This is a genomic window from Actinosynnema pretiosum (genome assembly GCF_002354875.1).
In the GTDB taxonomy this organism is placed as follows: Bacteria; Actinomycetota; Actinomycetes; order Mycobacteriales; family Pseudonocardiaceae; genus Actinosynnema; species Actinosynnema auranticum.
Window position 1 is genome coordinate 3,062,199 of record NZ_CP023445.1, and the last position, 22,941, is coordinate 3,085,139.

The window sequence follows — 22,941 nt, forward strand, 5'->3', positions numbered from 1 at the left end:
CAACGAAGTCAAGCTCCGCGAGTACCTGCGCCGCGTCACCTCCGAGCTGCACGACACCGACCAGCGGTTGCGCGAGCTGCAGGACCGGGCGAGCGAGCCCATCGCCGTCGTCGGCATGGGCTGCCGCTACCCCGGTGGCGCGAACTCCCCCGAGCAGCTGTGGGAGCTGCTGCGCGGGGGCGTCGACGCCACCTCCGACATGCCCGGCGACCGGGGCTGGGACGTCGACGGGCTCTACCACCCGGACCCCGGCAACCCCGGCAGCATCTACGTGCGGCGCGGCGGGTTCCTGCACGACGCGCCGCTGTTCGACCCCGGCTTCTTCGGCATCAGCCCGCGCGAGGCCGCCGAGATGGACCCGCAGCAGCGGGTGCTGCTGGAGACCGCGTGGGAGGCGCTGGAGGACGCGGGCATCGACCCGGCCGGTCTCAAGGGCAGCAAGACCGCCGTCTACGCGGGCGTGGTCTACCACGACTACCCCAACAGCTTCGGCTCCGGCAGCCTGGTCTCCGGCCGGGTCGCCTACCACCTGGGCCTGGAGGGGCCCGCGCTGACCATCGACACCGGCTGCTCCTCGTCGCTGGTCGCGATCCACCTGGCCTGCCAGGCGCTGCGCTCCGGCCAGACGCCGCTCGCGCTCGCGGGCGGCGCCACGGTCATCTCCACCACCGACACGTTCGTCGAGTTCTCCCGCCAGCGCGCGCTGGCCGCCGACGGCCGCTGCAAGTCCTTCTCCGCCGCCGCCGACGGCGCGGGCTGGTCCGAGGGCTCGGGCGTGGTCGTGCTGGAGCGGCTGTCCGACGCGCTGCGCAACGGCCACGAGGTGCTGGCCGTGGTGCGCGGCAGCGCGGTCAACCAGGACGGCGCGTCCAACGGCATCACCGCCCCCAACGGGCCCTCGCAGCGCCGGGTCATCCACGCCGCCCTCGCGGACGCGCGGCTGTCCGCGCGCGAGGTCGACGCGGTGGAGGCGCACGGCACCGGCACCCGCCTGGGCGACCCGATCGAGGCGCAGGCGCTGCTGGCGACCTACGGGCAGGACCGCGAGGAGCCGCTGCTGCTGGGCTCGCTCAAGTCCAACATCGGCCACTCGCAGGCCGCGGCGGGCGTCGGCGGCGTGATCAAGGCCGTGCTGTCCATGCGCCACGGCGTCCTGCCGCGCACCCTGCACGTCGACGCGCCCTCGCCCGAGGTCGACTGGACCGAGGGCTCGGTCGCGCTGCTCACCGAGGAGACGGCCTGGCCGGAGACCGGGCGCCCGCGCCGGGTCGGGGTGTCCTCGTTCGGCATCAGCGGCACCAACGCGCACCTGGTGCTGGAGCAGGCCCCCGAGGTCGCCGCCGAGACCCCTGAATCCGAGAGCGCTGAGGCCGAGACCCCCGCCGCCCCGCCGGTGGTGCCGTGGGTGCTGTCCGGCCGCACCGCCGACGCCCTGCAGGCGCAGGCCGCCCGGCTGCGCGACCACCTCGCCACCCACGAGACCGGCTCCCCGCGCGACATCGGCTGGTCGCTGGCCACCACCCGCACCGCCTTCGAGCGCCGCGCCGTCGTCCTGGGCGCGGACCGCGTCGAGCTGGCGGCCGGGGTCGCCGCGCTCGCCGAGGGCCTGCCGTCCCCGTCCCTGGTCACCGGGGCCGCCGACGTGGTCGGCAAGGTCGTGTTCGCCTACCCCGGCCAGGGCTCCCAGTGGGAGGGCATGGCCGCCGAGCTGCTCGACACCTCGCCGGTGTTCGCCGCGAAGATGGCCGAGTGCGCCGAGGCGCTGTCGGCGTTCCTGGACTGGGACCTGATCGCGGCCGTGCGCGGCGGCGAGGGCGCCCCGTCGCTGGAGCGCGGCGACGTCGTGCAGCCCGCGCTGTGGGCGGTCCTGGTGTCGCTGACCGCGCTGTGGGAGCACCACGGCGTGCGGCCCGACGCGGTCGTCGGCCACTCGCAGGGCGAGATCGCGGCGGCCGTCGTCGGCGGCCACCTGTCGCTGCTCGACGGCGCGCGCGTGGTCGCCCTGCGCGGCATCGCGATCCGGGAGAGCCTGGCCGGTCGCGGCGGGATGCTCTCGATCGGGCTGCCGCTGGCCGAGGTCGAGCCGTACCTGGAGGCGATGGACGGCCGGCTCTCCCTCGGCGCGGTCAACGGCGCGGCCTCCACGGTCGTCTCCGGCGACCTGGACGCGCTGGCCGAGCTGACCGCGGTCCTCCAGGAGCGGGACGTGCGGGCCCGGCGGGTCAACATCGACTACGCCTCGCACTCCGCGCAGGTCGCCGAGGTGGAGCAGCGGATGCTCACCGACCTCGCGCCGATCAGCCCCCGCGCGGGCGCGATCCCGATGCTGTCCACGGTCACCGGCGAGTTCGTCGCGGGCGGCCAGCTCGACGCCCGCTACTGGTACTCGAACCTGCGCTCCCCGGTGCTGTTCGCCCCGGCCGTGCAGGCGCTCGCCGAGTCGGGGCACGCGGTGTTCGTGGAGGTCAGCCCGCACCCGGTGATCGCGCCGAGCATCGGCGAGACCCTGGACGCCCGCGAGCAGCCCACCGTCGTCGCAGGCACGCTGCGCCGCGACGAGGGCGGCCTGGGCCGGTTCACCCGCTCCCTCGCGGAGCTGCACGTGCGCGGCGGCGTCCGCCCGGACTTCGCCGCGCTGCTGCCCGGCGCGCGCCCGGTCCGGCTGCCCACCTACGCCTTCCAGCACGCCCACTACTGGCTCACCGACGCCCCGGCCGCCGAGGCCGACCCGGCCTCCGCCGCGCTCTGGGCCGCGCTGGAGTCCGGCGGCGTCGACTCGCTGGCGCGCGAGCTGTCCGTGGACGAGGCCGCGCTGGGCGCGGTGCTGCCCGCGCTGTCCGCGTGGCGCAACGGCTTCCGCGAGCGGTCCACCGTGGACTCGTGGCGCTACCGGGTCGAGTGGCGGGCCGTGGACCAGCCGGTCCCGCCGGTCTCCACCGGCTCCTGGCTGCTGGTGGTGCCCGAGTCGCTGCGCGAGGACAAGCGGGTCATCGCCGTCGTGGACGGCCTGACCGCGCGCGGCGCGGACGTGCTGCCGGTGGCGGTGGACGGGTTCGACCGGGCCGCCGCGGCCGACCTGGTGCGCTCCGCCGTCGCGGGCGGCCAGCCGGAGGGCGTGCTCTCCCTGCTGGGCCTGGACGACCGCCCGCACCCGCTGTTCCCGTCGCTCTCGCGCGGCGTCGCCGCCTCGGTGCCGCTGGTGCAGGGCCTGGACGACGCGGGCGTCACCGCGCCGCTGTGGTTCGCCACCTCGCGCGCCGTCGGCGCCGGGCTGGAGGAGCCCGCCGACCCGCGCCAGAGCGCGCTGTGGGGCATCGGCACCGTCCTGGGGCTGGACCGGCCGCAGACCTGGGGCGGCGTGGTGGACCTGCCCGCCGACGTGGACGACCTCGTGGTGGAACGGCTGGTCGGCGCGCTCTCCGGCGCCGAGGACCAGGTCGCGGTGCGCCCGGCGGGCACCCTCGCCCGCCGCCTGGTGCGCGCCCCCGGCGGCGCGGTGGCCACCGAGTGGGCCCCGCGCGGCACGGTCCTGGTCACCGGCGGCACCGGCGGCGTGGGCGCGCACCTGGCGCGCTGGCTGGTGGAGAGCGGCGCGGAGCACGTGGTGCTGGCCAGTCGTCGCGGCCCGGACGCGCCCGGCGCGGCCGAGCTGTGCGCGGAGCTGGGCGGCAAGGTGGAGGTCGTGGCGCTCGACGTCGCCGACCGGCACGCCGTCGCCGCCCTCGTCGCCTCGCTGCCCGACCTGACCTCCGTCTTCCACGCGGCGGGCGCGATGCGCCGCGAGTCCGGCGTCGACGACGCCTCGGTGGCCGAGCTGGCGGAGCTGGCCGACGCCAAGGTCCTCGGCGCGCTGCACCTGGACGAGCTGCTGGCCGATCGCGAGCTGGACGCGTTCGTCGTGTTCTCCTCCGGCGCGGCCGTCTGGGGCTCCGGCGGCCAGATCGGTTACGCCGCGGCGAACTCCGTCGTCGACGGCGTCGTCCGCAGCCGCCGGGCGCGCGGCCTCACCGGCACCTCCATCGCCTGGGGCACCTGGGGCGGCGGCGGCATGTCCTCCGGCGAGACCGGCGACCACCTGGCCCGCATGGGCCTGGGCTCCATGGACCCCGCGCTGGCCCTGGCCGCCCTCAAGGGCGTGCTGGACCGCGACGAGGCCCACCTGGTCGTCACCGACATGGACTGGGCCCGCTTCGCCCCCGCCTACGCCCTGGCCCGCCCCCGCCCGCTCATCGAGGCCATCCCCGAGGTCAGGGCCGCGCTCGACCCCGTGGACGAGCCCGGCGACAGCACCGGCTCCGACCTCGCCGCCCGGCTCGCCCCGCTGCCGGACGGCGAGCGCCGCGCCCTGCTGCTCGACGTCGTCCGCTCGCACGTGGCCGCCGTCCTCGGCTACGCCACCACCGACGAGGTCCAGCCCACCCGCGCGTTCAAGGACCTCGGCTTCGACTCGGTCACCGCCGTGGAGCTGCGCGACGTGATCGGCTCCGCCACCGGCGTCCGGCTCACCGCGACCGCCGTGTTCGACCACCCGACCCCCGCCGCGCTCGTGGAGCTGCTGCACGGCGAGCTGGTCGACGAGGGCGAGCGCCCCGTCGGCTCGGTGCTGGCCGAGCTGGACCGGCTGGAGATCGCCGCGTCCGGCCTCGCCCCGGAGGAGATCGAGGCCGGGCACGTCACCACCCGGTTGCGCGCCCTGCTCACCAAGCTCGACCAGGCCGTCGCGGGCGGTGGGCCCGCCGTGGCCGACCAGCTCGAAGCGGCGTCCGCCGACGACATCTTCGACTTCATCGACAACGAGCTCGGCATGGCCTGATTCGCCAGGCACGTCACTTCCCTTCCGGCACGGCAGACTTGGTGAGGACCACGATGGCGAACGAAGAGAAGCTCCTGGGCTACCTGAAGAAGGTGACCGCAGACCTCCACCAGACGCGCCAGCGCCTGCGCGAGGCCGAGTCCGAGGACCAGGAGCCGATCGCCATCGTGGCCATGGGCTGCCGCTTCCCCGGCGGGGTGCGCTCGCCCGAGGACCTGTGGAACCTCGTCGCCGACGGGGTGGACGCGATCACCCCGTTCCCCGAGGACCGGGGCTGGGACACCGAGGCCCTGATCGACCCCGACCCGGAGCGGCCGGGCTCCAGCTACGTCCGCGAGGGCGGGTTCGTCCACGACGCCACCGACTTCGACGCGGGCTTCTTCGGCATCTCCCCGCGCGAGGCCCTGGCCATGGACCCGCAGCAGCGGATCGTCCTGGAGACCTCCTGGGAGACCGTGGAGCGGGCCGGGATCGACCCGGACTCGTTGCGCGGCAAGCAGGTCGGCGTCTACCTCGGCTGCGGCGGGCAGGACTACTGGGACCGGCTCACCGACCTGCCCGACGAGGTCGAGGCGTACATGAGCACCGGCAGCACCTCCGCGGTGATCTCCGGCCGGGTCTCCTACGCCATGGGCCTGGAGGGCCCGTCGCTGACCGTCAACACGGCCTGCTCCTCGGCGCTGGTCGCGATCCACCTGGCCGCGCAGGCGCTGCGCGAGCGCGAGTGCTCGCTGGCGCTCGCGGGCGGTGTCACGGTCATGTCCACGCCGGGCGCGTTCGTCGCGTTCTCCCGCCAGCGCGGCCTGGCCCCGGACGGGCGCTGCAAGCCGTTCTCCGACGAGGCGGACGGCACCGGCTGGGGCGAGGGCGTCGGCGTGCTGCTGCTGGAGCGGCTCTCCGACGCGCGCCGCAACGGCCACGAGGTCCTCGCGGTCGTGCGCGGCTCCGCCCTCAACCAGGACGGCGCCTCCAACGGCCTCACCGCCCCCAACGGGCCCTCGCAGCAGCGGGTGATCCTGCAGGCGCTGGCCAACGCGGGCCTGTCCTCCACCGAGGTCGACCTGGTGGAGGCGCACGGCACCGGCACCACCCTCGGCGACCCCATCGAGGCGCAGGCGCTGCTGGCGACCTACGGCCGCGAGCGCACCGCGGAGCACCCGCTGTGGGTGGGCTCGATCAAGTCCAACATCGGCCACGCGCAGGCCGCGGCGGCCGTCAGCGGCATCATCAAGGCCGTCATGGCGGTGCGCCACGGCGTGCTGCCCAAGACCCTGAACCTGGGCACGCCCTCCAGCCACGTGGACTGGTCGGCCGGGCACATCGAGCTGCTGGGCGAGTCCAAGCCGTGGCCCGCCCTGGACCGCCCGCGCCGCGCCGCCGTCTCCTCGTTCGGCGTCAGCGGCACCAACGGGCACATCATCGTCGAGCAGGCCGACCCCGCGCAGGACCCCGAGCCGGGGACCGGCTGGCCCGAGGGGGCGCCGGTGCCGTGGCTGCTGTCGGCCCGCACCGCCGCCGCGCTCGACGCGCAGGCCGCGCGCCTGGCCGACGGGCTGGACCCGGCGACCGCCGCCGTGGACGTGGCGGCGGCGCTGGCCACCACCCGCTCCGCCATGGAGCACCGCGCCGTGCTGCTGGTGGACGACACCGCCGACACCGCAGCCCGGTTGCGGGAGCTGTCCGCGAACGCCGTGCGCGGCGCCGTGGACGCGGGCCGCACCGCGTTCCTGTTCACCGGCCAGGGCTCGCAGCGCACCGGCATGGGGCGCGGGCTGCGCGAGGCGTTCCCGGCGTTCCGCGAGTCCTTCGACGCCACCTGCGCGCTGTTCGACCCGCTGCTGGACCGGCCGCTGGCCGAGGTCGTGCTCGGTGACGACCAGGAGTTGCTGGACCGCACCGGGTACAGCCAGCCCGCGCTGTTCGCGTTCGAGGTGGCGCTGTTCCGGTTGCTGGAGTCCTGGGGCGTGAAGCCGGACTTCCTGGCCGGGCACTCGATCGGTGAGATCGCGGCGGCCCACGTCGCGGGCGTGCTCTCCCTGGAGGACGCCTGCACGCTGGTCGCCGCGCGCGGGAAGCTGATGCAGGCGCTGCCGTCCGGTGGCGCGATGCTCGCCGTCGAGGCGACGGAGGAGGAAGTCCTCCCCCTGCTGGACGAGCGGGTCAGCATCGCGGCCGTCAACGGCCCCACCTCCGTCGTCGTCTCGGGCGCCGAGGACGCGGTCGACGCCGTCGCCGCCAAGCTGGAAGGCCGTCGCACCAAGCGGTTGCGCGTCTCGCACGCGTTCCACTCGCCGCTGATGGAGCCGATGCTGGAGGAGTTCCGCGCGGTCGCGGCCTCCCTCACCTTCCACGCGCCCACCACGGCCGTCGTCTCCACGGTCACCGGCGCGCTCGCCACCGGCGCGGACCTGACCACCCCCGACTACTGGGTCCGGCACGCCCGCCAGGCCGTGCGCTTCGCCGACGGCGTCGCCTTCCTGCGCGCCCAGGGCGTCTCCCGCTTCCTCGAGGTCGGCCCGGACGGCGTGCTCACCGGCCTGGCCCAGGCCACCGCCGAGCAGTCCGCGCTCATCGCCAGCCAGCGCCGCGACCGCCCCGACACCACCGCCCTGGTCACCGCCCTCGCGCAGGCGCACGTCGTCGGCGTGCCCGTCGACTGGTCGGCGGTCTTCTCCGGCCGCGCCACGCACCGCGTCGACCTGCCCACCTACGCGTTCCAGAGCGAGCGGTTCTGGATCGAGTCCGCCACCGCGACCGGCGACGTCACCGCCGCGGGCCTGGACTCCACCGACCACCCGCTGCTCGGCGCGGCCACCACCCTGGCCGGGTCCGGGGGAGCGGTGTTCACCGGCAGGCTCTCCACCCGCACCCACCCGTGGCTGGCCGACCACGTCATCGCGGGCTCGGTCCTGTTCCCCGGCACCGGTTTCCTGGAGCTGGCCGCCCGCGTCGGCGAGGACCTGGGCTGCGGCTCCGTGGCGGAGCTGGCGCTCGCCGCGCCGCTGGTGCTGCCCGAGCGCGGCGCGGTCCGCGTGCAGATCGCGGTCGGCGCGCCCGACGACACCGGCGCCCGCGCGTTCGAGGTGCACTCGCGCGCCGACGACGGCGACGCCGACGCCCCGTGGGTCCCGCACGCCACCGGCCTGCTGTCCCAGTCCCGCCGCAGGGCCGACTTCGAGCTGACCCAGTGGCCGCCCGCGGACGCCGAGGCGATCGAGCTGGACGGCCTGCACGAGCGGCTGGCCGAGGGCGGCATGGACTACGGGCCCGCGTTCCGGGGCCTGCGCGCGGCCTGGAAGCGCGGTGACGAGCTGTTCGCGCAGGTCGAGCTGCCCGACCCGGACGGCGCCGAGCGGTTCGGCGTGCACCCGGCGCTGCTGGACGCCGCCCTGCAGGCGCTCGGCCTCGGCGCGCTGGAGGAGCACCGGGGCCTGCCGTTCGCCTGGACCGGCGCGACCGTGCACGCCACCGGCGCGTCCGGCCTGCGCGTGCGCCTCGCCCCGGCCGCGCTCGGCGGGGTGGAGGTGCTGGCCGCCGACCCGACCGGCGCGCCCGTGCTGACCGTGGACTCGCTGGTGCTGCGCGCCACCACCGCCCCGAACCCGGCCGCCGCAGGCCGCTCGCCGCTGCGCGTGCTGGGCTGGAAGCCGGTGGTGACCGCCGACGCCGACGCGGTGGAGTGGACCACCTGGGACGCGCTCGGCCAGGACGTGCCGCCCGTGGTGGTGCTGCCGGTGGCAGGCGGCGTCGAACCCGAGTCCGCGCGCGCCGAGGTGCACCGCGCGCTCGCCGTGCTCCAGACCTGGCTGACCGAGGACCGGTTCGCCGCCTCGCGGCTGGCCGTGGTCACCGAGGGCGCGGTCGGCGACGAGGTCGTCGACCTGGCCGCCGCGGCGGTGTGGGGCCTGGTGCGGTCGGCGCAGGCCGAGAACCCGGACCGGTTCGTGCTGCTCGACGTGCCCGCCGCCGACCTGGCGCGGGCGCTGCCGCTCGCGCTGGCCTCCGGCGAGCCGCAGCTGACCTGGCGCGACGGCGTGCTCTCCGCCGCCCGCCTGGCCACCGAGCCCGACGCCGCCCAACCTGACGCCACCCAGCCCGACGCCATCGGGCAGGCCGGGTTCGGCTCGGGCGCGGTCGTGGTGACCGGCGCGACCGGCGCCATCGGCCGGATCGTCTCCCGCCACCTGGTGGCCGCGCGCGGCGTGCGGGACCTGGTCCTGCTCAGCCGCAGCGGCCCGAACGCCGAGGGCGCCGCCGAGCTCGTGGCCGAACTGGAAGCGCAGGGCGCCCGCGTGGCGCTCACCGCGTGCGACGCCGCCAACCGGGACTCGCTCGCCGAGGCGCTCGACGGCGTCGACGTCTCGGCCGTCGTGCACCTGGCCGGGGTCGTGGCCGACGGCGTGGTGACCGCGCTGGACGAGACCCGCGTGGACGCCGTGCTGCGCCCCAAGGTCGACGCCGCCTGGAACCTGCACGAGCTGACCGGTGACCTGTCCGCGTTCGTCGTCTTCTCCTCGCTCTCCGGCGTGCTCGGCGCGCCCGGCCAGGCGAGCTACGCCGCCGCCAACGCCTACCTGGACGCCCTGGCCCAGCACCGCCGCGGCAGCGGCCTGCCCGCCACCGCGATCGCCTGGGGCCTGTGGGGCGTCGAGAGCGCCATGACCGGCACGCTCGACGCGGGCGACCTCGCCCGCATGTCCCGCAACGGCGTCCTGCCGCTGTCGGCCGAGGAGGGCATGGCCCTGCTCGACGCCGCCACCTCCGCCGCCGCGCCCGCCGTCGTCGCCGCCCGGCTCGACCTGCGGGCCCTGCGCGCCCTCGGCGACGACGCCCCGCTCGCCTTCGACGGCCTGGTGCGCCGCCGCGCCCGGCGCGCCGGGTCCGCGACGGCCGCGACCGGCTCGGAGCTGGCCCGCCGCCTCACCGGCCTGACCGACGAGGAGCGCCGCGCCGCCGTCCTGACCCTCGTGCGCACCAGGGTCGCCTCGGTGCTGGGCCACGGCTCGCCCGAGGCGGTCGACCCGGCCCGCGCCTTCCAGGACCTCGGCTTCGACTCGCTCACCGCCGTGGAGCTGCGCAACAGCCTCGGCGCGGAGACCGGCCTGCGGCTGCCCGCCACGCTGGTCTTCGACCACCCGACCCCGCTGGCCCTGGTCGAGCTGCTGCTCACCGAGCTGTCCGGCTCGGCGGGGCAGGCCGAGGTCGTGGCCACCAAGCGCGCCGACGACGACCCGATCGCCATCGTCTCCATGGCCTGCCGCTACCCCGGCGGGGTGCGCTCGCCCGAGGACCTGTGGGAGCTGCTGCTCGACGGCCGCGACGCGATCGGCCCGTTCCCCGCCGACCGGGGCTGGAACGTCGCCAAGCTGCACGACCCGCACTCGACCCGGCCCGACACCACCTACGTGGCGCAGGGCGGGTTCCTGGACGACGCGGCCCTGTTCGACCCCGGCTTCTTCGGGGTCAGCCCGCGCGAGGCCGTGATCATGGACCCGCAGCAGCGGTTGCTGCTGGAGACCTCGTGGGAGGCGTTCGAGCGGGCGGGCATCGACCCGGCCTCGCTCAAGGGCAGCTCGACCGGCGTGTTCGCCGGGGTCATGTACCACGACTACGTCACCGGCCACAGCTCCGGCGCGGTCGTCACCGGCCGCGTCTCCTACACCTTCGGCCTCGAAGGCCCCTCGGTCAGCGTGGACACCGCGTGCTCGTCCTCGCTGGTCGCGCTGCACCTGGCCGCGCAGGCGCTGCGGTCGGGGGAGTGCTCGCTGGCGCTCGCGGGCGGCGTGGCCGTCATGGCGACGCCGGAGATGTTCGTGGAGTTCTCCCGCCAGCGCGGACTGGCCCCCGACGGGCGCTGCAAGCCGTTCGCGGACGCCGCCGACGGCACCGGCTGGTCCGAGGGCGTCGGCGTGCTGGTGCTGGAGCGGCTCTCGGACGCCCGCCGCAACGGGCACGAGGTCCTGGCCGTCGTGCGCGGCACGGCGGTCAACCAGGACGGCGCGTCCAACGGGCTCACCGCGCCCAACGGCCCCTCGCAGCAGCGCGTCATCCGGCAGGCGCTCGCGAACGCGGGCCTGCGACCGTCCGATGTGGACGCGGTGGAGGCGCACGGCACCGGCACCACCCTCGGCGACCCCATCGAGGCGCAGGCGCTCCTGGCGACCTACGGCCAGGACCGGGACGAGCCGCTGCGGCTCGGCTCGATCAAGTCGAACCTCGGCCACACCCAGGCCGCCGCGGGCGTCGCGGGCATCATCAAGGTCGTCATGGGGATGCGCCACGGCGTGATCCCCAAGACCCTGCACGTGGACGAGCCGTCCACGCACGTCGACTGGAGCGCGGGCGCGGTCGAGCTGCTCACCGACGCGCTGGCCTGGCCCGAGACCGGCCGCCCGCGCCGGGCGGGCATCTCCTCGTTCGGCATCAGCGGCACCAACGCGCACGTCATCGTCGAGCAGGCCCCCGAGGTCGCCGCGCCCGCCGCGCCGACCACCCCGGTCCTGCCCGCCACGCCGCTGCCGTGGCTGCTGTCGGCCCGCGCCACGAGCGCGCTGCCCGACCAGGCCGCGCGGCTGGTCCCGCTGGTGGAGCGGGGCGTCGAGCCGCTCGACCTGGCCCACTCGCTGGCCGTCATGCGCCCCGGCTCGGGCATGGACCACCGGGCGGTGGTCGTCGGCGAGACCCGCGAGGAGCTGCTCGCCGGGCTGCGCGCCCTGGTCGACGGCGACACCTCGCCCGCCCTCGTGCGGGGGACCGCCGCGCACGGCGCGCTGGCGTTCCTGTTCACCGGCCAAGGCTCCCAGCGGGTCGGCATGGGCCGCGAGCTGCGCGCGGCGTTCCCGGTGTTCCGGGCCGCGTTCGACACCGCCTGCGCGCTGTTCGACCACGAACTCGACCGCCCGCTCGCCGAGGTCGTCCTCGGCGACGACCAGGAGCTGCTGGACCGCACCGGGTACAGCCAGCCGGCGATCTTCGCGTTCGAGGTGGCGCTGTACCGGCTGCTCGAGTCCTGGGGCGTGCGACCGGACTTCCTGGCCGGGCACTCCATCGGCGAGATCGCCGCCGCGCACGTCGCCGGGGTGTTCTCCCTGGAGGACGCGTGCACGCTGGTCGCCGCGCGCGGCAGGCTGATGCAGGCGCTCCCGCCCGGTGGCGCGATGCTCGCCGTCGAGGCCACCGAGGAGGAAGTCCTCCCGCTGCTCACCGACGAGGTCGGCCTGGCCGCCGTCAACGGCCCGACCACCGTGGTGCTCTCCGGCGCGCAGGACGCGGTGGACGAGATCGCCGCCGCGCTGGAAGGCCGCCGCACCAAGCGGTTGCGCGTCTCGCACGCCTTCCACTCGCCGCTGATGGAGCCGATGCTCGCGCAGTTCCGCGAGGTCGCCGCCACGATCGCCTTCCACGTCCCCAAGACCGCCGTCGTCTCCACCGTCACCGGCGCGCTCGCCACCGGCGAGGACCTGGTCACCGCCGACTACTGGGTGCGGCACGTGCGCCAGGCCGTCCGGTTCGCCGACGGCGTCCGGGAGCTGACCGCGCGCGGCGCCACCCGGTTCCTGGAGGTCGGCCCGGACGGCGTGCTCACCGGCCTGGCCCAGGCCACCGCCGAGCGGGCCGCCCTCGTCGCGGCCCAGCGCCGCGACCGCGCCGAGACCACCGCGCTGGTCACCGCCCTCGCCCAGGTCCACGCGCACGGCGTCCCCGTCGACTGGGCCGCGTTCTTCGCCGGGCGCGGCGCGCGCCGCGTCGCCCTGCCCACCTACGCCTTCCAGCACGAGCGGTTCTGGATGGACGACCCGGCCGTCGTCGGCGACCCGGTCGGCGCGGGCATGGACGCCACCGACCACCCGCTGCTCGGCGCGGCCATGGCCCTCGCCGGTTCCGGCGCCGTCGTGCTCACCGGCAGGCTCTCCACCCGCACCCACCCGTGGCTGGCCGACCACCGCGTCAGCGGCGCGGTCCTGTTCCCCGGCACCGGTTTCCTCGAACTCGCCACCAGGGCCGGCGCGGCCGTCGGCTGCGGCTCGGTGGAGGAGCTGGCGCTCGCCGCGCCGCTCGCGCTGCCGGACGACGCCGCCCTGCAGGTGCAGGTCACCCTGGACGCGCCGGACGAGACCGGCCGCAGGGTCATCGCCGTGCACTCGCGCGACGACGCCACCCCCGGCGACCCGTGGACCCGCCACGCGACCGGCGTGCTGGCCCCCGCCGCGCCCGCCGGGGCCGCGCTCACCGAGTGGCCGCCCGCGGGCGCCGAGGCGGTCGGCCTCGACGGCCTGCACGACGGCCTGGCGTCCGCCGGGCTGGAGTACGGCCCGGCGTTCCGGGGCCTGCGCGCGGCCTGGCGGCTCGGCGACGAGGTGTTCGCCGAGGTCGCCCTGCCCGAGGAGGTCGACGCCTCCGGCTACGAGGTGCACCCGGCCCTGCTCGACGCCGCCCTGCACGCCATCGCGCTCACCCGAGGCGAGGACCAGGCCGCCACGCTCCCGTTCGCCTGGAACGGGGTCGCCGTGCACGCCACCGGCGCCTCGTCGGTGCGGGTGCGCGTCACGCCCACCGGCAACGCCGTCGCGCTCGCCGTCGCCGACCCGACCGGCGCGCCCGTGCTCACCGTCGACGCGCTGGCGCTGCGCCAGGCCCGCGAGGGCGCGCGGGCCACCACCGGCCGGGGCTCGCTGCTGGAGGTCGGCTGGACCGCCCTCGACCAGGGCGGCGCCGACCCGGTCACCTGGACCGCGTGGGGCGAGGTGGGCGCCGAGGCGCCGGGCGTCGTGGTGCTGCCCATCGCGGGCTGCGCCGACCCGGACTCGGCGCGCGCCGAGGTCCACCGGGTGCTCGCGGTGCTCCAGACCTGGCTGTCGGAGAACCGGTTCGCCGCCTCGCACCTGGTCGTGGTGACCGAGGGCGCGGTGTCGGTGCGCGGCGAGGCCGCCCCCGACCTGGCCGGTGCGGCGGTGTGGGGCCTGGTGCGCACCGCGCAGGCCGAGAACCCCGACCTGTTCCTGCTGGTGGACCTGGACGACTGGACCGACCTGGAGCGGGCCCTGCCGCTGGCGCTGGCCTCCGGCGAGCCGCAGGTGGTCTTCCGCGACGGGGTCGGCCACTACCCCCGGTTCGTCCGCGCCACCCCGCCCGCGGAGGCCGAGGACCCCGGTTTCGGCTCCGGCGCGGTCGTGGTCACGGGCGCGACCGGCGCGCTCGGCAAGGTCATCTCCCGGCACCTGGTGGCCGTGCGCGGCGTGCGGGACCTGGTCCTGCTCAGCCGCCGGGGCCTGGCCGCCGAGGGCGCCGCCGAGTTCGTCGCGGAGCTGGAGTCGGCGGGCGCCCGCGTGGCGCTCACGGCGTGCGACGCCGCCGACCGGGACGCGCTCGCCGAGGCCCTGACCGGCGTCGAGGTGTCGGCCGTCGTGCACGCCGCCGGTGTGCTCGACGACGGCGTCGTCACCGCGCTCACCCCCGAGCGCCTGGACACCGTGCTGCGCCCCAAGGCCGACGCCGCCTGGAACCTGCACGAGCTGACCGGTGACCTGTCCGCGTTCGTCGTCTTCTCCTCGCTCTCCGGCGTGCTCGGCGCGCCCGGCCAGGGCAACTACGCCGCGGCCAACGCCTACCTGGACGCCCTGGCCCAGCACCGCAGGACCAACGGCCAGCCCGCCACCTCGATCGCCTGGGGCCTGTGGGACCTGGACGGCAGCTCCATGACCGGCGGCCTGGACGCCGAGGCCATCGCCCGCATGGCGCGCGGCGGCGTCCTCGCGCTGTCCGAGGAGGACGGTGTCGCCCTGTTCGACGCCGCGCTCGCCTCCGGTCGCGCGCTCGTCGCCCCGGTCCGCGTCGAGCCCGCCGGGCTGCGCAACCAGGGCGAGGCGCTCGCCCCGCTGTGGCGCGCGCTGGCCGGTCCGACCCGCCGCACCGCCGCCGCGGGCGCCGCGCCCACCGGTGAGCTGGCCGAGCGGGTCGCGGGCCTCGGCGCGGAGCAGGCCCTCGAAGCCGTGCTCGACGTCGTCGTCGCGCAGGCCGCCGCCGTCCTCGGTCACGCCTCCGCCACCGCCGTCGACCCCGACCGGGCGTTCCAGGAGCTGGGCTTCGACTCGCTCACCGCCGTCGAGTTCCGCAACGCGGTCTCCGCCGCCACCGGGCTGCGGCTGCCCACCACCCTGGTGTTCGACCACCCGTCGCCGCGCGTGCTCGCCCAGCACGTCCTGGCCGAGCTGGCGGGCAGCGCGCCCGCCGAGCGCACCGCCGCGCCGGTCCGCGCCACCACCGGCGACGACCCGGTCGTCATCGTCGGCATGGCCTGCCGCTACCCCGGCGGCGTCCGCTCGCCCGAGGACCTGTGGGCGCTGGTCGACGGCGGCGTCGACGCGATCGGCCCGTTCCCGACCGACCGGGGCTGGGACGTGCGCAGGCTGCACGACCCGACGCGCACCCGGCCCGACACCACCTACGTGGCGCAGGGCGGCTTCCTGCACGACGCGGCCCAGTTCGACGCCGAGTTCTTCGGCATCAGCCCCCGCGAGGCCGTGCTGATCGACCCGCAGCAGCGGCTGCTGCTGGAGACCTCGTGGGAGGCGTTCGAGCGGGCGGGCATCGACCCGGCCACCCTCAAGGGCAGCCCCACCGGCGTGTTCGCCGGCGTCATGTACCACGACTACCTGACCGGCCACAACGCGGGCAGCGTCGTCACCGGCCGCATCTCCTACACCTTCGGCCTCGAAGGCCCGGCCGTCAGCGTGGACACCGCGTGCTCCTCGTCGCTGGTCGCGCTGCACCTCGCGGCGCAGGCCCTGCGGTCGGGGGAGTGCTCGCTCGCGGTCGTCGGCGGCGTGACCGTCATGTCCACGCCCGAGACGTTCGTGGAGTTCTCCCGCCAGAACGGCCTCGCCCCCGACGGGCGCTGCAAGTCCTTCGCCTCCGGCGCGGACGGCACCGGCTGGTCCGAGGGCGTCGGCGCGCTGGTCGTGGAGCGGCTCTCCGACGCGCGCCGCAACGGGCACCAGGTGCTCGCGGTCGTGCGCGGCACGGCGGTCAACCAGGACGGCGCGTCCAACGGGCTCACCGCGCCCAACGGGCCGTCGCAGCAGCGCGTCATCCGCGCCGCGCTGGCGAACGCCGGACTGCGACCGTCCGAAGTGGACACCGTGGAGGCGCACGGCACCGGCACCTCGCTCGGCGACCCGATCGAGGCGCAGGCCCTCATCGCCACCTACGGCCAGGACCGGCCCGAGCCGCTGCTGCTCGGCTCGATCAAGTCCAACATCGGCCACAGCCAGGCCGCCGCCGGGGTCGCGGGCATCATCAAGATGGTCATGGCCATGCGGCACGGCGCCATCCCGAAGACGCTGCACGTGGACGAGCCGTCGGCGAAGGTCGAGTGGGGCGAGGGCGCGGTCGAGCTGCTGACCGAGGCCCGGCCGTGGCCCGAGACCGGCCGTCCGCGCCGCGCGGGCGTGTCGTCCTTCGGCATCAGCGGCACCAACGCGCACGTCATCGTCGAACAGGCCCCCGACCTCGCCGAGCAGGCCCCCGAGGCGCCCGCCGCCCAGACCGCCGACCAGGTCGCGGCCCCGGTCGCCCTGGTGGTGTCGGCGAAGTCCGCCGAGGCCCTGCGCGACCAGACCGAGCGCCTGCTGGCGTTCGTGGACGGCGCGCCGCACGACGACGTGGAGGTCGCGCTGGCCGCCGCGACCCGCAGGGCCGCGCTGGAGCACCGGGCCGCCGTCGTCGGCGGCGACCGCGCCGAGCTCCTCGCCGGGCTGCGCGCCCTGCTGGACGGCACGCCGACCCCGACCACCGCGCGGGGCCGCACCACCACCGGCAAGCTCGCGTTCCTGTTCACCGGGCAGGGCGCGCAGCGGATCGGCATGGGGCGCGGGCTGCGCGAGGCGTTCCCGGTCTTCCGCGAGACGTTCGAGGTGATCTGCGGCCACTTCGACCCGCTGCTCGACCGCCCGCTCGACCAGGTCGTGCTGGGCGACGACCAGGAGCTGCTGGACCGCACGGGGTACAGCCAGCCGGCGATCTTCGCGTTCGAGGTGGCGCTGTACCGGCTGCTGGAGTCCTGGGGCGTGCGACCGGACTTCCTGGCCGGGCACTCCATCGGCGAGATCGCCGCCGCGCACGTCGCGGGCGTGCTCTCGCTGGTGGACGCGTGCAAGCTGGTCGCCGCGCGCGGCAGGCTGATGCAGGCCCTGCCGTCCGGCGGCGCGATGCTCGCCGTCGAGGCCGCGGAGGCGGAAGTCCTCCCGCTGCTGGACGAGCGGGTCAGCATCGCCGCCGTCAACGGCCCCACCTCGGTGGTCGTGTCCGGCGCCGAGGACGCGGTCGGGCAGGTCGCCGCCGCGCTGGAAGGCAGGCGCAGCAAGCGGTTGCGCGTCTCGCACGCCTTCCACTCGCCGCTCATGGAGCCGATGCTCGCGCAGTTCCGCGAGGTCGCCGACAAGATCGCCTACCACGAGCCGGTGATCACCGTCGTGTCCACCGTGACCGGCGCGCCCGCCACCGGCGGCGACCTGGTCACCGCCGACTACTGGGTGCGGCACGTGCGCCAGGCCGTCCGCTTCGACGACGCCTTCGGCGCGCTGGAGTCGGCGGGCGCCACCAGGTTCGTGGAGGTCGGCCCGGACGGCGTGCTCACCGGCCTCGCCGCCGACCGCACCACCGCCACCCTCGTCCCGGCCCAGCGCAGGGGCCACGACGAGGCCACCACCGCCGCCACCGCGCTGGCCAGGCTGCACGTCACCGGCGCGTCGGCGGACTGGACCGCGTTCTACGCCGGTCGCCGCGCCGGTCGCGTCGACCTGCCCACCTACGCGTTCCAGCGCAGGCGCTACTGGATGGACGGCTCCACCGAGGGCGGCGACGTCACCTCCACCGGCCTGCGCGCCACCGCGCACCCCCTGCTGGCCGCCACCACCACCCTCCCCGGCACCGGCGGCCTGCTCGCCACCGGTCTGCTCTCCCGGCACGCCCACCCGTGGCTGCTCGACCACGCCGTCGGCGGCGCGGTCCTGCTGCCCGGCACCGGGCTGGTCGAACTCGCCCTCCAGGCGGGCAAGCGGGTCGGCTGCGGCGCGCTGGCCGAGCTGACCCTGCACGCGCCCCTGGTGCTGCCCGAGGACGACGGGGTCAGCGTCCAGGTCAGCGTCTCCGCCCCGGACGCGAACGGCCACCGCGCGGTCACCGTGCACGGCCGGGAGCAGGACGCGGCCGACGACGACCCGTGGACCACGCACGCCGAGGGCGTCCTGGTCCCCGACGCGCCGGAGCCGGGCGTCGCGCTCGGCGAGTGGCCGCCGCCCGGCGCCACCGAGCTGGACGTCGACGGCCTCTACCCGGAGATGGCCGAGGCCGGGCTGGTGTACGGCCCGGTGTTCCAGGGCCTGCGCCGGGTCTGGCAGGCCGGGGACGACGAGCTGTTCGCCGAGATCGCCCTTCCCGGCGGCGCCGCCGCCGACGCCCGCGGGTTCGGCCTGCACCCGGCCGCGTTCGACGCCGCCGTCCAGGCCATCGGCCTGCTGCGCGGCGCCGACGCGCCCACCGCGCTCCCGTTCACCTTCTCCGGCGTCGCCCAGCACGCCGAGGGCGCGGGCGCGCTGCGGGCCAGGATCACCCTGCTCGGCCGGGACGAGGCCGCGCTGGAGCTGGCCGACGACACCGGGTCCCCGGTGGTCTCGGTGCGCTCGCTGGCGCTGCGCCCCTTCACCGGCCGCACCGCCCCGCGCAGCGACGCCCTGCACCACCTGGACTGGGTCCCCGCGCGGGTCACCGCCGAACCGGTCACCGGCCGCTGGGCCCTGCTCGGCGGCGACGACCTGCGCGTCGGCGCGGCGCTCAAGGCGCAGGGCTGCGAGGTGGAGGCGCACACCGACCTGACCGCCCTCGGCCACGCCACCGACGACACGGCCGCGCCCGACGTGGTCGTGGTCCAGTTCGCCCCCGGCGGCCCGCTCGACGCCGCCGCCGTCCAGGCCGCCGCCCACCGCGCGCTCGCCACCCTCCAGGCGTGGTTGGCCGGACCCCGCCACGCGGCGTCCCGGCTGCTCGTGCTCACCGCGGGCGCGCAGGACGGCTCCGACCCGGTCAACGCGGCCGTGTGGGGCCTGACCCGCTCCGCCCAGTCCGAGAACCCCGACCGGATCGTCCTGGTCGACCTGGACGGCGAGGACGAGTCGGCGCGCGCGCTGCCGAAGGCGCTCGCGTCCGGCGAGCCGCAGCTGGTGGCGCGCGGCGGCGAGCTGCGGGCCGCGCGGCTGGCGCGGGCGGTCGCGGTCGGCGAGCCCAGCGGCTCGTTCGACGCCGACAGCACCGTGCTGGTCACCGGCGGCACCGGCGCGCTCGGCGCGCTGGTCGCCCGGCACCTGGTCGACGCGCACGGCGTGCGGCGGCTGGTGCTGGCCAGCAGGCGCGGCCCGGCCGCGCCCGGCGCCACCGAGCTGGTCGAGGAGCTGACCGGGCTCGGCGCGCGGGTCGACGTCCTCGCCTGCGACGCCGCCGACCGGGACGCCCTGGCCGCCCTGCTGGCCACCCACCCGGTCACCGCCGTCGTGCACACCGCAGGCGTGCTCGACGACGGCGTGCTCGCCTCGCTCACCCCCGAGCGGGTCGACGCGGTGCTGCGCCCCAAGGTCGACGCGGCGCTCAACCTGCACGAGCTGACCACCGAGCTGGCCACCGACCTGACCGCGTTCGTGCTGTTCTCCTCCGCCTCCGGCCTGCTCGGCGGCGCGGGGCAGGCCAACTACGCGGCGGCCAACGCCTTCCTGGACGCGCTGGCCGCGCACCGCAGGGCGGCGGGCCTGCCCGCCCAGTCCCTGGCCTGGGGCCTGTGGGCCGCCGACAGCGCCATGACCGGCGCGCTCGGCGACTCCGGCCGGGGCCGCATGGCGCGCGGCGGCGTGCTGCCGCTGGCCGAACCCGAGGGCCTGGCCCTGTTCGACGCGGCGTGCGCGCTGCCCACGCCCGTGGTCGCGCCGGTCCGGTTCGACCTCAAGGACGCCGCGCCCGGCCAGGTCCCGCCGATCCTGGCCGGCCTGCTGCCCACCCGCCGCGCCGGAACCACCGGCGGCGGCCAGGCCGGCGCCGACCCGGAGGCCCTGCGCAGGGCGCTCGCCGGGCTGGACGACGAGGGCCAGGACGAGCGGCTGCGGCTGCTGGTGCGCGCCTGCGCGGCCTCGGTGCTCGGCTACGACGGCGCCGACTCGGTCGAGCCGGACCGGGCGTTCGTGGAGCTGGGCCTCGACTCGCTGACCGCCGTGGAGCTGCGCAACGCCGTCGGCGCCGCGACCGGCCTGCAGCTGCCCACGTCGGTGGTGTTCGACCACGGCACGCCCGCCCTGCTCGCCGCGCACCTGCGGGTCGAGCTGGCCTCGGCGCCCGCGGGCGCGGCCCAGGCCGCGCCCACCCGCGCCGAGTCGGGCGAGGACACGCTCAGCGCCCTGTTCCGGCAGGCCGTCGACGCGGGCCGGGTCGCCCAGGGCCTCGCCCTGATCAGCGCGGCGGCGCACGTCCGCGACTCGTTCGAGAGCGTCGCGGAGGCCGGGCCGGTCCAGCCGCCGGTGCGGCTGTCCAGCGGCGGTGACGGGCCGGTGATCGTGTGCTTCGCCTCGCCGATGGCGCTCGGCGGGCCGCAGCAGTACGCCCGCTTCGCCGCCCGGTTCCGGGACGAGCGGGACGTGCTGGTGCTGCCCACGCCCGGCTTCCAGCGCGGTGAGGCGCTGCCCGCCACCGCCGCCGCGGCGGCCGAGCACTTCGCCGAGGCGATCCGCCCGATCGCCGAGCAGGGGCGCCGGTACGTGCTGGTCGGCTACTCCTCCGGCGGCCTGTTCGCGCAGGCCACGGCGGCGCTGCTGGAGCGCGACGGGCACGGCCCCGCCGGGGTCGCGCTGCTGGACACCTACCCGACCACCGGCGACACCTCGGCCACGTTCTTCGGGGCCATGATGAACTCGCTGCTGGCGCGGGAGTCCGAGTTCGGCGAGTTCGGCAGCGCCCGGCTCTCCGCCATGGGCCGCTACTCGGAGCTGCTGCCGGGCTGCCCGGTGGCCGAGCTGGCCGCGCCCGTGCTGTTCGTCCGCCCGCAGGAGTCGCTGACCGGCGAGGAGGGCGACGGCACCTGGCGGGCCGTCTGGGAGGGGCCGCACCGGCTGGTCGAGGTGCCGGGCGACCACTTCACGATGATGGAGTCGACCGTCGAGGGCACCGCCGACGCGGTCCGCGACTGGTCGCGCGAGCTGTAGGCGGGACCGGGGGCGCGCCGGTCGGCGCGCCCCCTCCTCCTTGTCACACCGGGGTTTTCTCACGAGGGGAAGTGCGACCTGATGGTCCCCAGCGCCAAGGGAACGGTGCCGTTCGGGCCGTACCGCACGTGGTACCGGGTCACCGGGGACCTGGACGCGGACCGCCCGCCGGTCGTCGCGGTGCACGGCGGTCCCGGCAGCACCCACGACTACCTGCTGCCGCTGACCCGCCTGGTCGACGACGGCTGGCCGGTGGTGCACTACGACCAGCTCGGCAACGGCGGCTCCACGCACCTGCGGGACCGGGGCGCGGACTTCTGGACGTCCGAGCTGTTCCTGGACGAGCTGGAGAACCTGCTCGAAGCGCTGGGGATCACCGACCGCAACGTCCTGTTCGGACAGTCCTGGGGCGGAGTCCTGGCCGCCGAGTGGGCGGCCCGCAGGCCGGAGGGCCTGAAGGGCCTGGTGATCGCCAACGCGCCCGCCTCGTACCCGCTGTGGATCGAGGAGCTGGTGGAGCTGCGCAAGACCCTGCCACCGGTGGTCAACGAGCGCCTGCTGCGCCACGAGGCCGCGGGCACCACCGACAGCGCGGAGTACCGATCGGCCAGCGAGGTCTTCTACCGGCGCCACGTGTGCCGGGTCCAGCCCGTGCCCGCGGAGCTGGAGGCGAGCCTGCTGGAGATCTCCGCGGACCCGACGGTGTACGGGACCATGAACGGCCCCAACGAGTTCCACATCACCGGCACCCTCAAGGACCACTCGGTGATCCCGCTCCTGCCGGACATCACCGCGCCCACCCTGGTGCTGCGCGGCGAGCACGACGAGATCACCGAGGGCGCCACCGCCCCGTTCCACGAGCTGATCCCCGGCGCCCGCTACGAGGTGATCCCGGACTCCAGCCACCTGCCGCACGCGGAGAACCCGGAGCACTTCCACCGGGTGCTGGTGGAGTTCTTGAAGGGGTTGTAGGGGGACGGCGCCCTTCAGCGCCTCTCCCGGCCGCAGACGATCCGAACGTAGATGATGTCCTTCTTTCCAAGTCGTGCGTCGGAAACTTCGGACTCCTCGACCTTCCACGACTTCAACTGCTCATCTGGTGGCTGACCGGGTAGGAAGCGCAGGACGTCCGACCAGCAATCGGCGCGCAGCCGGGCGTTCGACACCTCTTCGAGCGCTCCTTGCCACTCCTCGGGCACGGTCGCCCCGGCGGTGAAGGGCTCGTCGCGGTCGGCTATGCGGACGTCGGGGGCGGCTGCGGTCCTCGGGCCCACGAAGATCGCGTAGGACACCAGTTCTGCGGGGAGGGTCTGGTCGACCACCGTCACACGTCTGAAGTCGGTCACCGTGGTCGCTTCGATGAGCGCAGCGGGGTCCAGGGGCGCCTCGTGCTCCCGCACCTCGTCGAGCAGCGCCCAGACCGCCCCGGCCGCCACCGCCGCGACGGCGGTGGCGATGACGACGAGTTTCGTGCCGACCTTCATCGATCTCCGCGGTGATCCGGTTCCGGTCCGAGGTTATGCGCACGCCGCACGGCGCACGGCGAAGGGGGAGGTCCCGACCGGGACCTCCCCCTTCCGCGTCGGGCGCTCAGCCCGGCGGCGTGCCGCCCCCGCTCAGGCCGACGGCTCCAGCAACCCCGACAGCGCCGCCCACAGCGTGCTCGGCGTGCGGAACGTCTCGGCCTTCAGGGCGTCGTCGCGGAAGCGCACCGCGAAGCCCTTCTCCAGGTCCGCCAGCAGGTCCACCATCGCCAGCGAGTCCAGGCCGAGGTCGCGCAGGTCCGCGTCCTCGGCCAGCTCGTCGCCCGGCTCGGCGAACGGCAGGTGCTTGCGCAGGATCTCCTCGAAACGCTGGTCCCACATGGACTTCCACCTCACGGGTCAATGGTCC

The 22,941-nt window shown here is 76.2% G+C and carries 4 protein-coding genes and 1 pseudogene; 3 read left to right on the plus strand and 2 right to left on the minus strand.

Translation table 11 applies throughout. From position 1 onward, the window contains the following. Positions 1-10: 10 nt before the first annotated feature. From CNX65_RS13585 to CNX65_RS13595, 3 genes and pseudogenes are all read left to right on the plus strand, one after another. Positions 11-4,813, plus strand: a pseudogene (locus tag CNX65_RS13585) (type I polyketide synthase); the annotation flags it as partial. A 38-nt stretch (positions 4,814-4,851) separates the two neighbouring features. Further along, positions 4,852-21,048 (plus strand): type I polyketide synthase, encoded by a 16,197-nt coding sequence (locus CNX65_RS13590; protein WP_096493113.1) that lies wholly within the window; start codon positions 4,852-4,854, stop codon positions 21,046-21,048. 81 nt (positions 21,049-21,129) lie between these two features. Next, the gene (locus tag CNX65_RS13595) at positions 21,130-22,020 is read left to right on the plus strand and encodes a proline iminopeptidase-family hydrolase (protein WP_096493114.1); all 891 of its coding nucleotides are present in this window, start codon (positions 21,130-21,132) and stop codon (positions 22,018-22,020) included. Between the two features lie 14 nt (positions 22,021-22,034). Here CNX65_RS13595 and CNX65_RS13600 read toward each other — a convergent pair whose 3' ends face one another. Next, a complete protein-coding gene (locus CNX65_RS13600) occupies positions 22,035-22,532 on the minus strand; it encodes a hypothetical protein (protein WP_096493115.1) in 498 nt (165 codons plus the stop codon). A gap of 132 nt (positions 22,533-22,664) precedes the next feature. Further along, positions 22,665-22,913, minus strand: a complete 249-nt coding sequence (locus CNX65_RS13605) for a phosphopantetheine-binding protein (protein WP_015801511.1) — start codon at positions 22,911-22,913, stop codon at positions 22,665-22,667. Between the last annotated feature and the right edge of the window lie 28 nt (positions 22,914-22,941).

Bases quoted from the DNA above. Each gene is read 5' to 3' on its own strand.
- CNX65_RS13605 (WP_015801511.1), bottom strand. From the start codon at position 22,913: ATGTGGGACCAGCGTTTCGAGGAGATCCTGCGCAAGCACCTGCCGTTC.
- CNX65_RS13600 (WP_096493115.1), bottom strand. From the start codon at position 22,532: ATGAAGGTCGGCACGAAACTCGTCGTCATCGCCACCGCCGTCGCGGCG.
- CNX65_RS13595 (WP_096493114.1), top strand. From the start codon at position 21,130: ATGGTCCCCAGCGCCAAGGGAACGGTGCCGTTCGGGCCGTACCGCACG.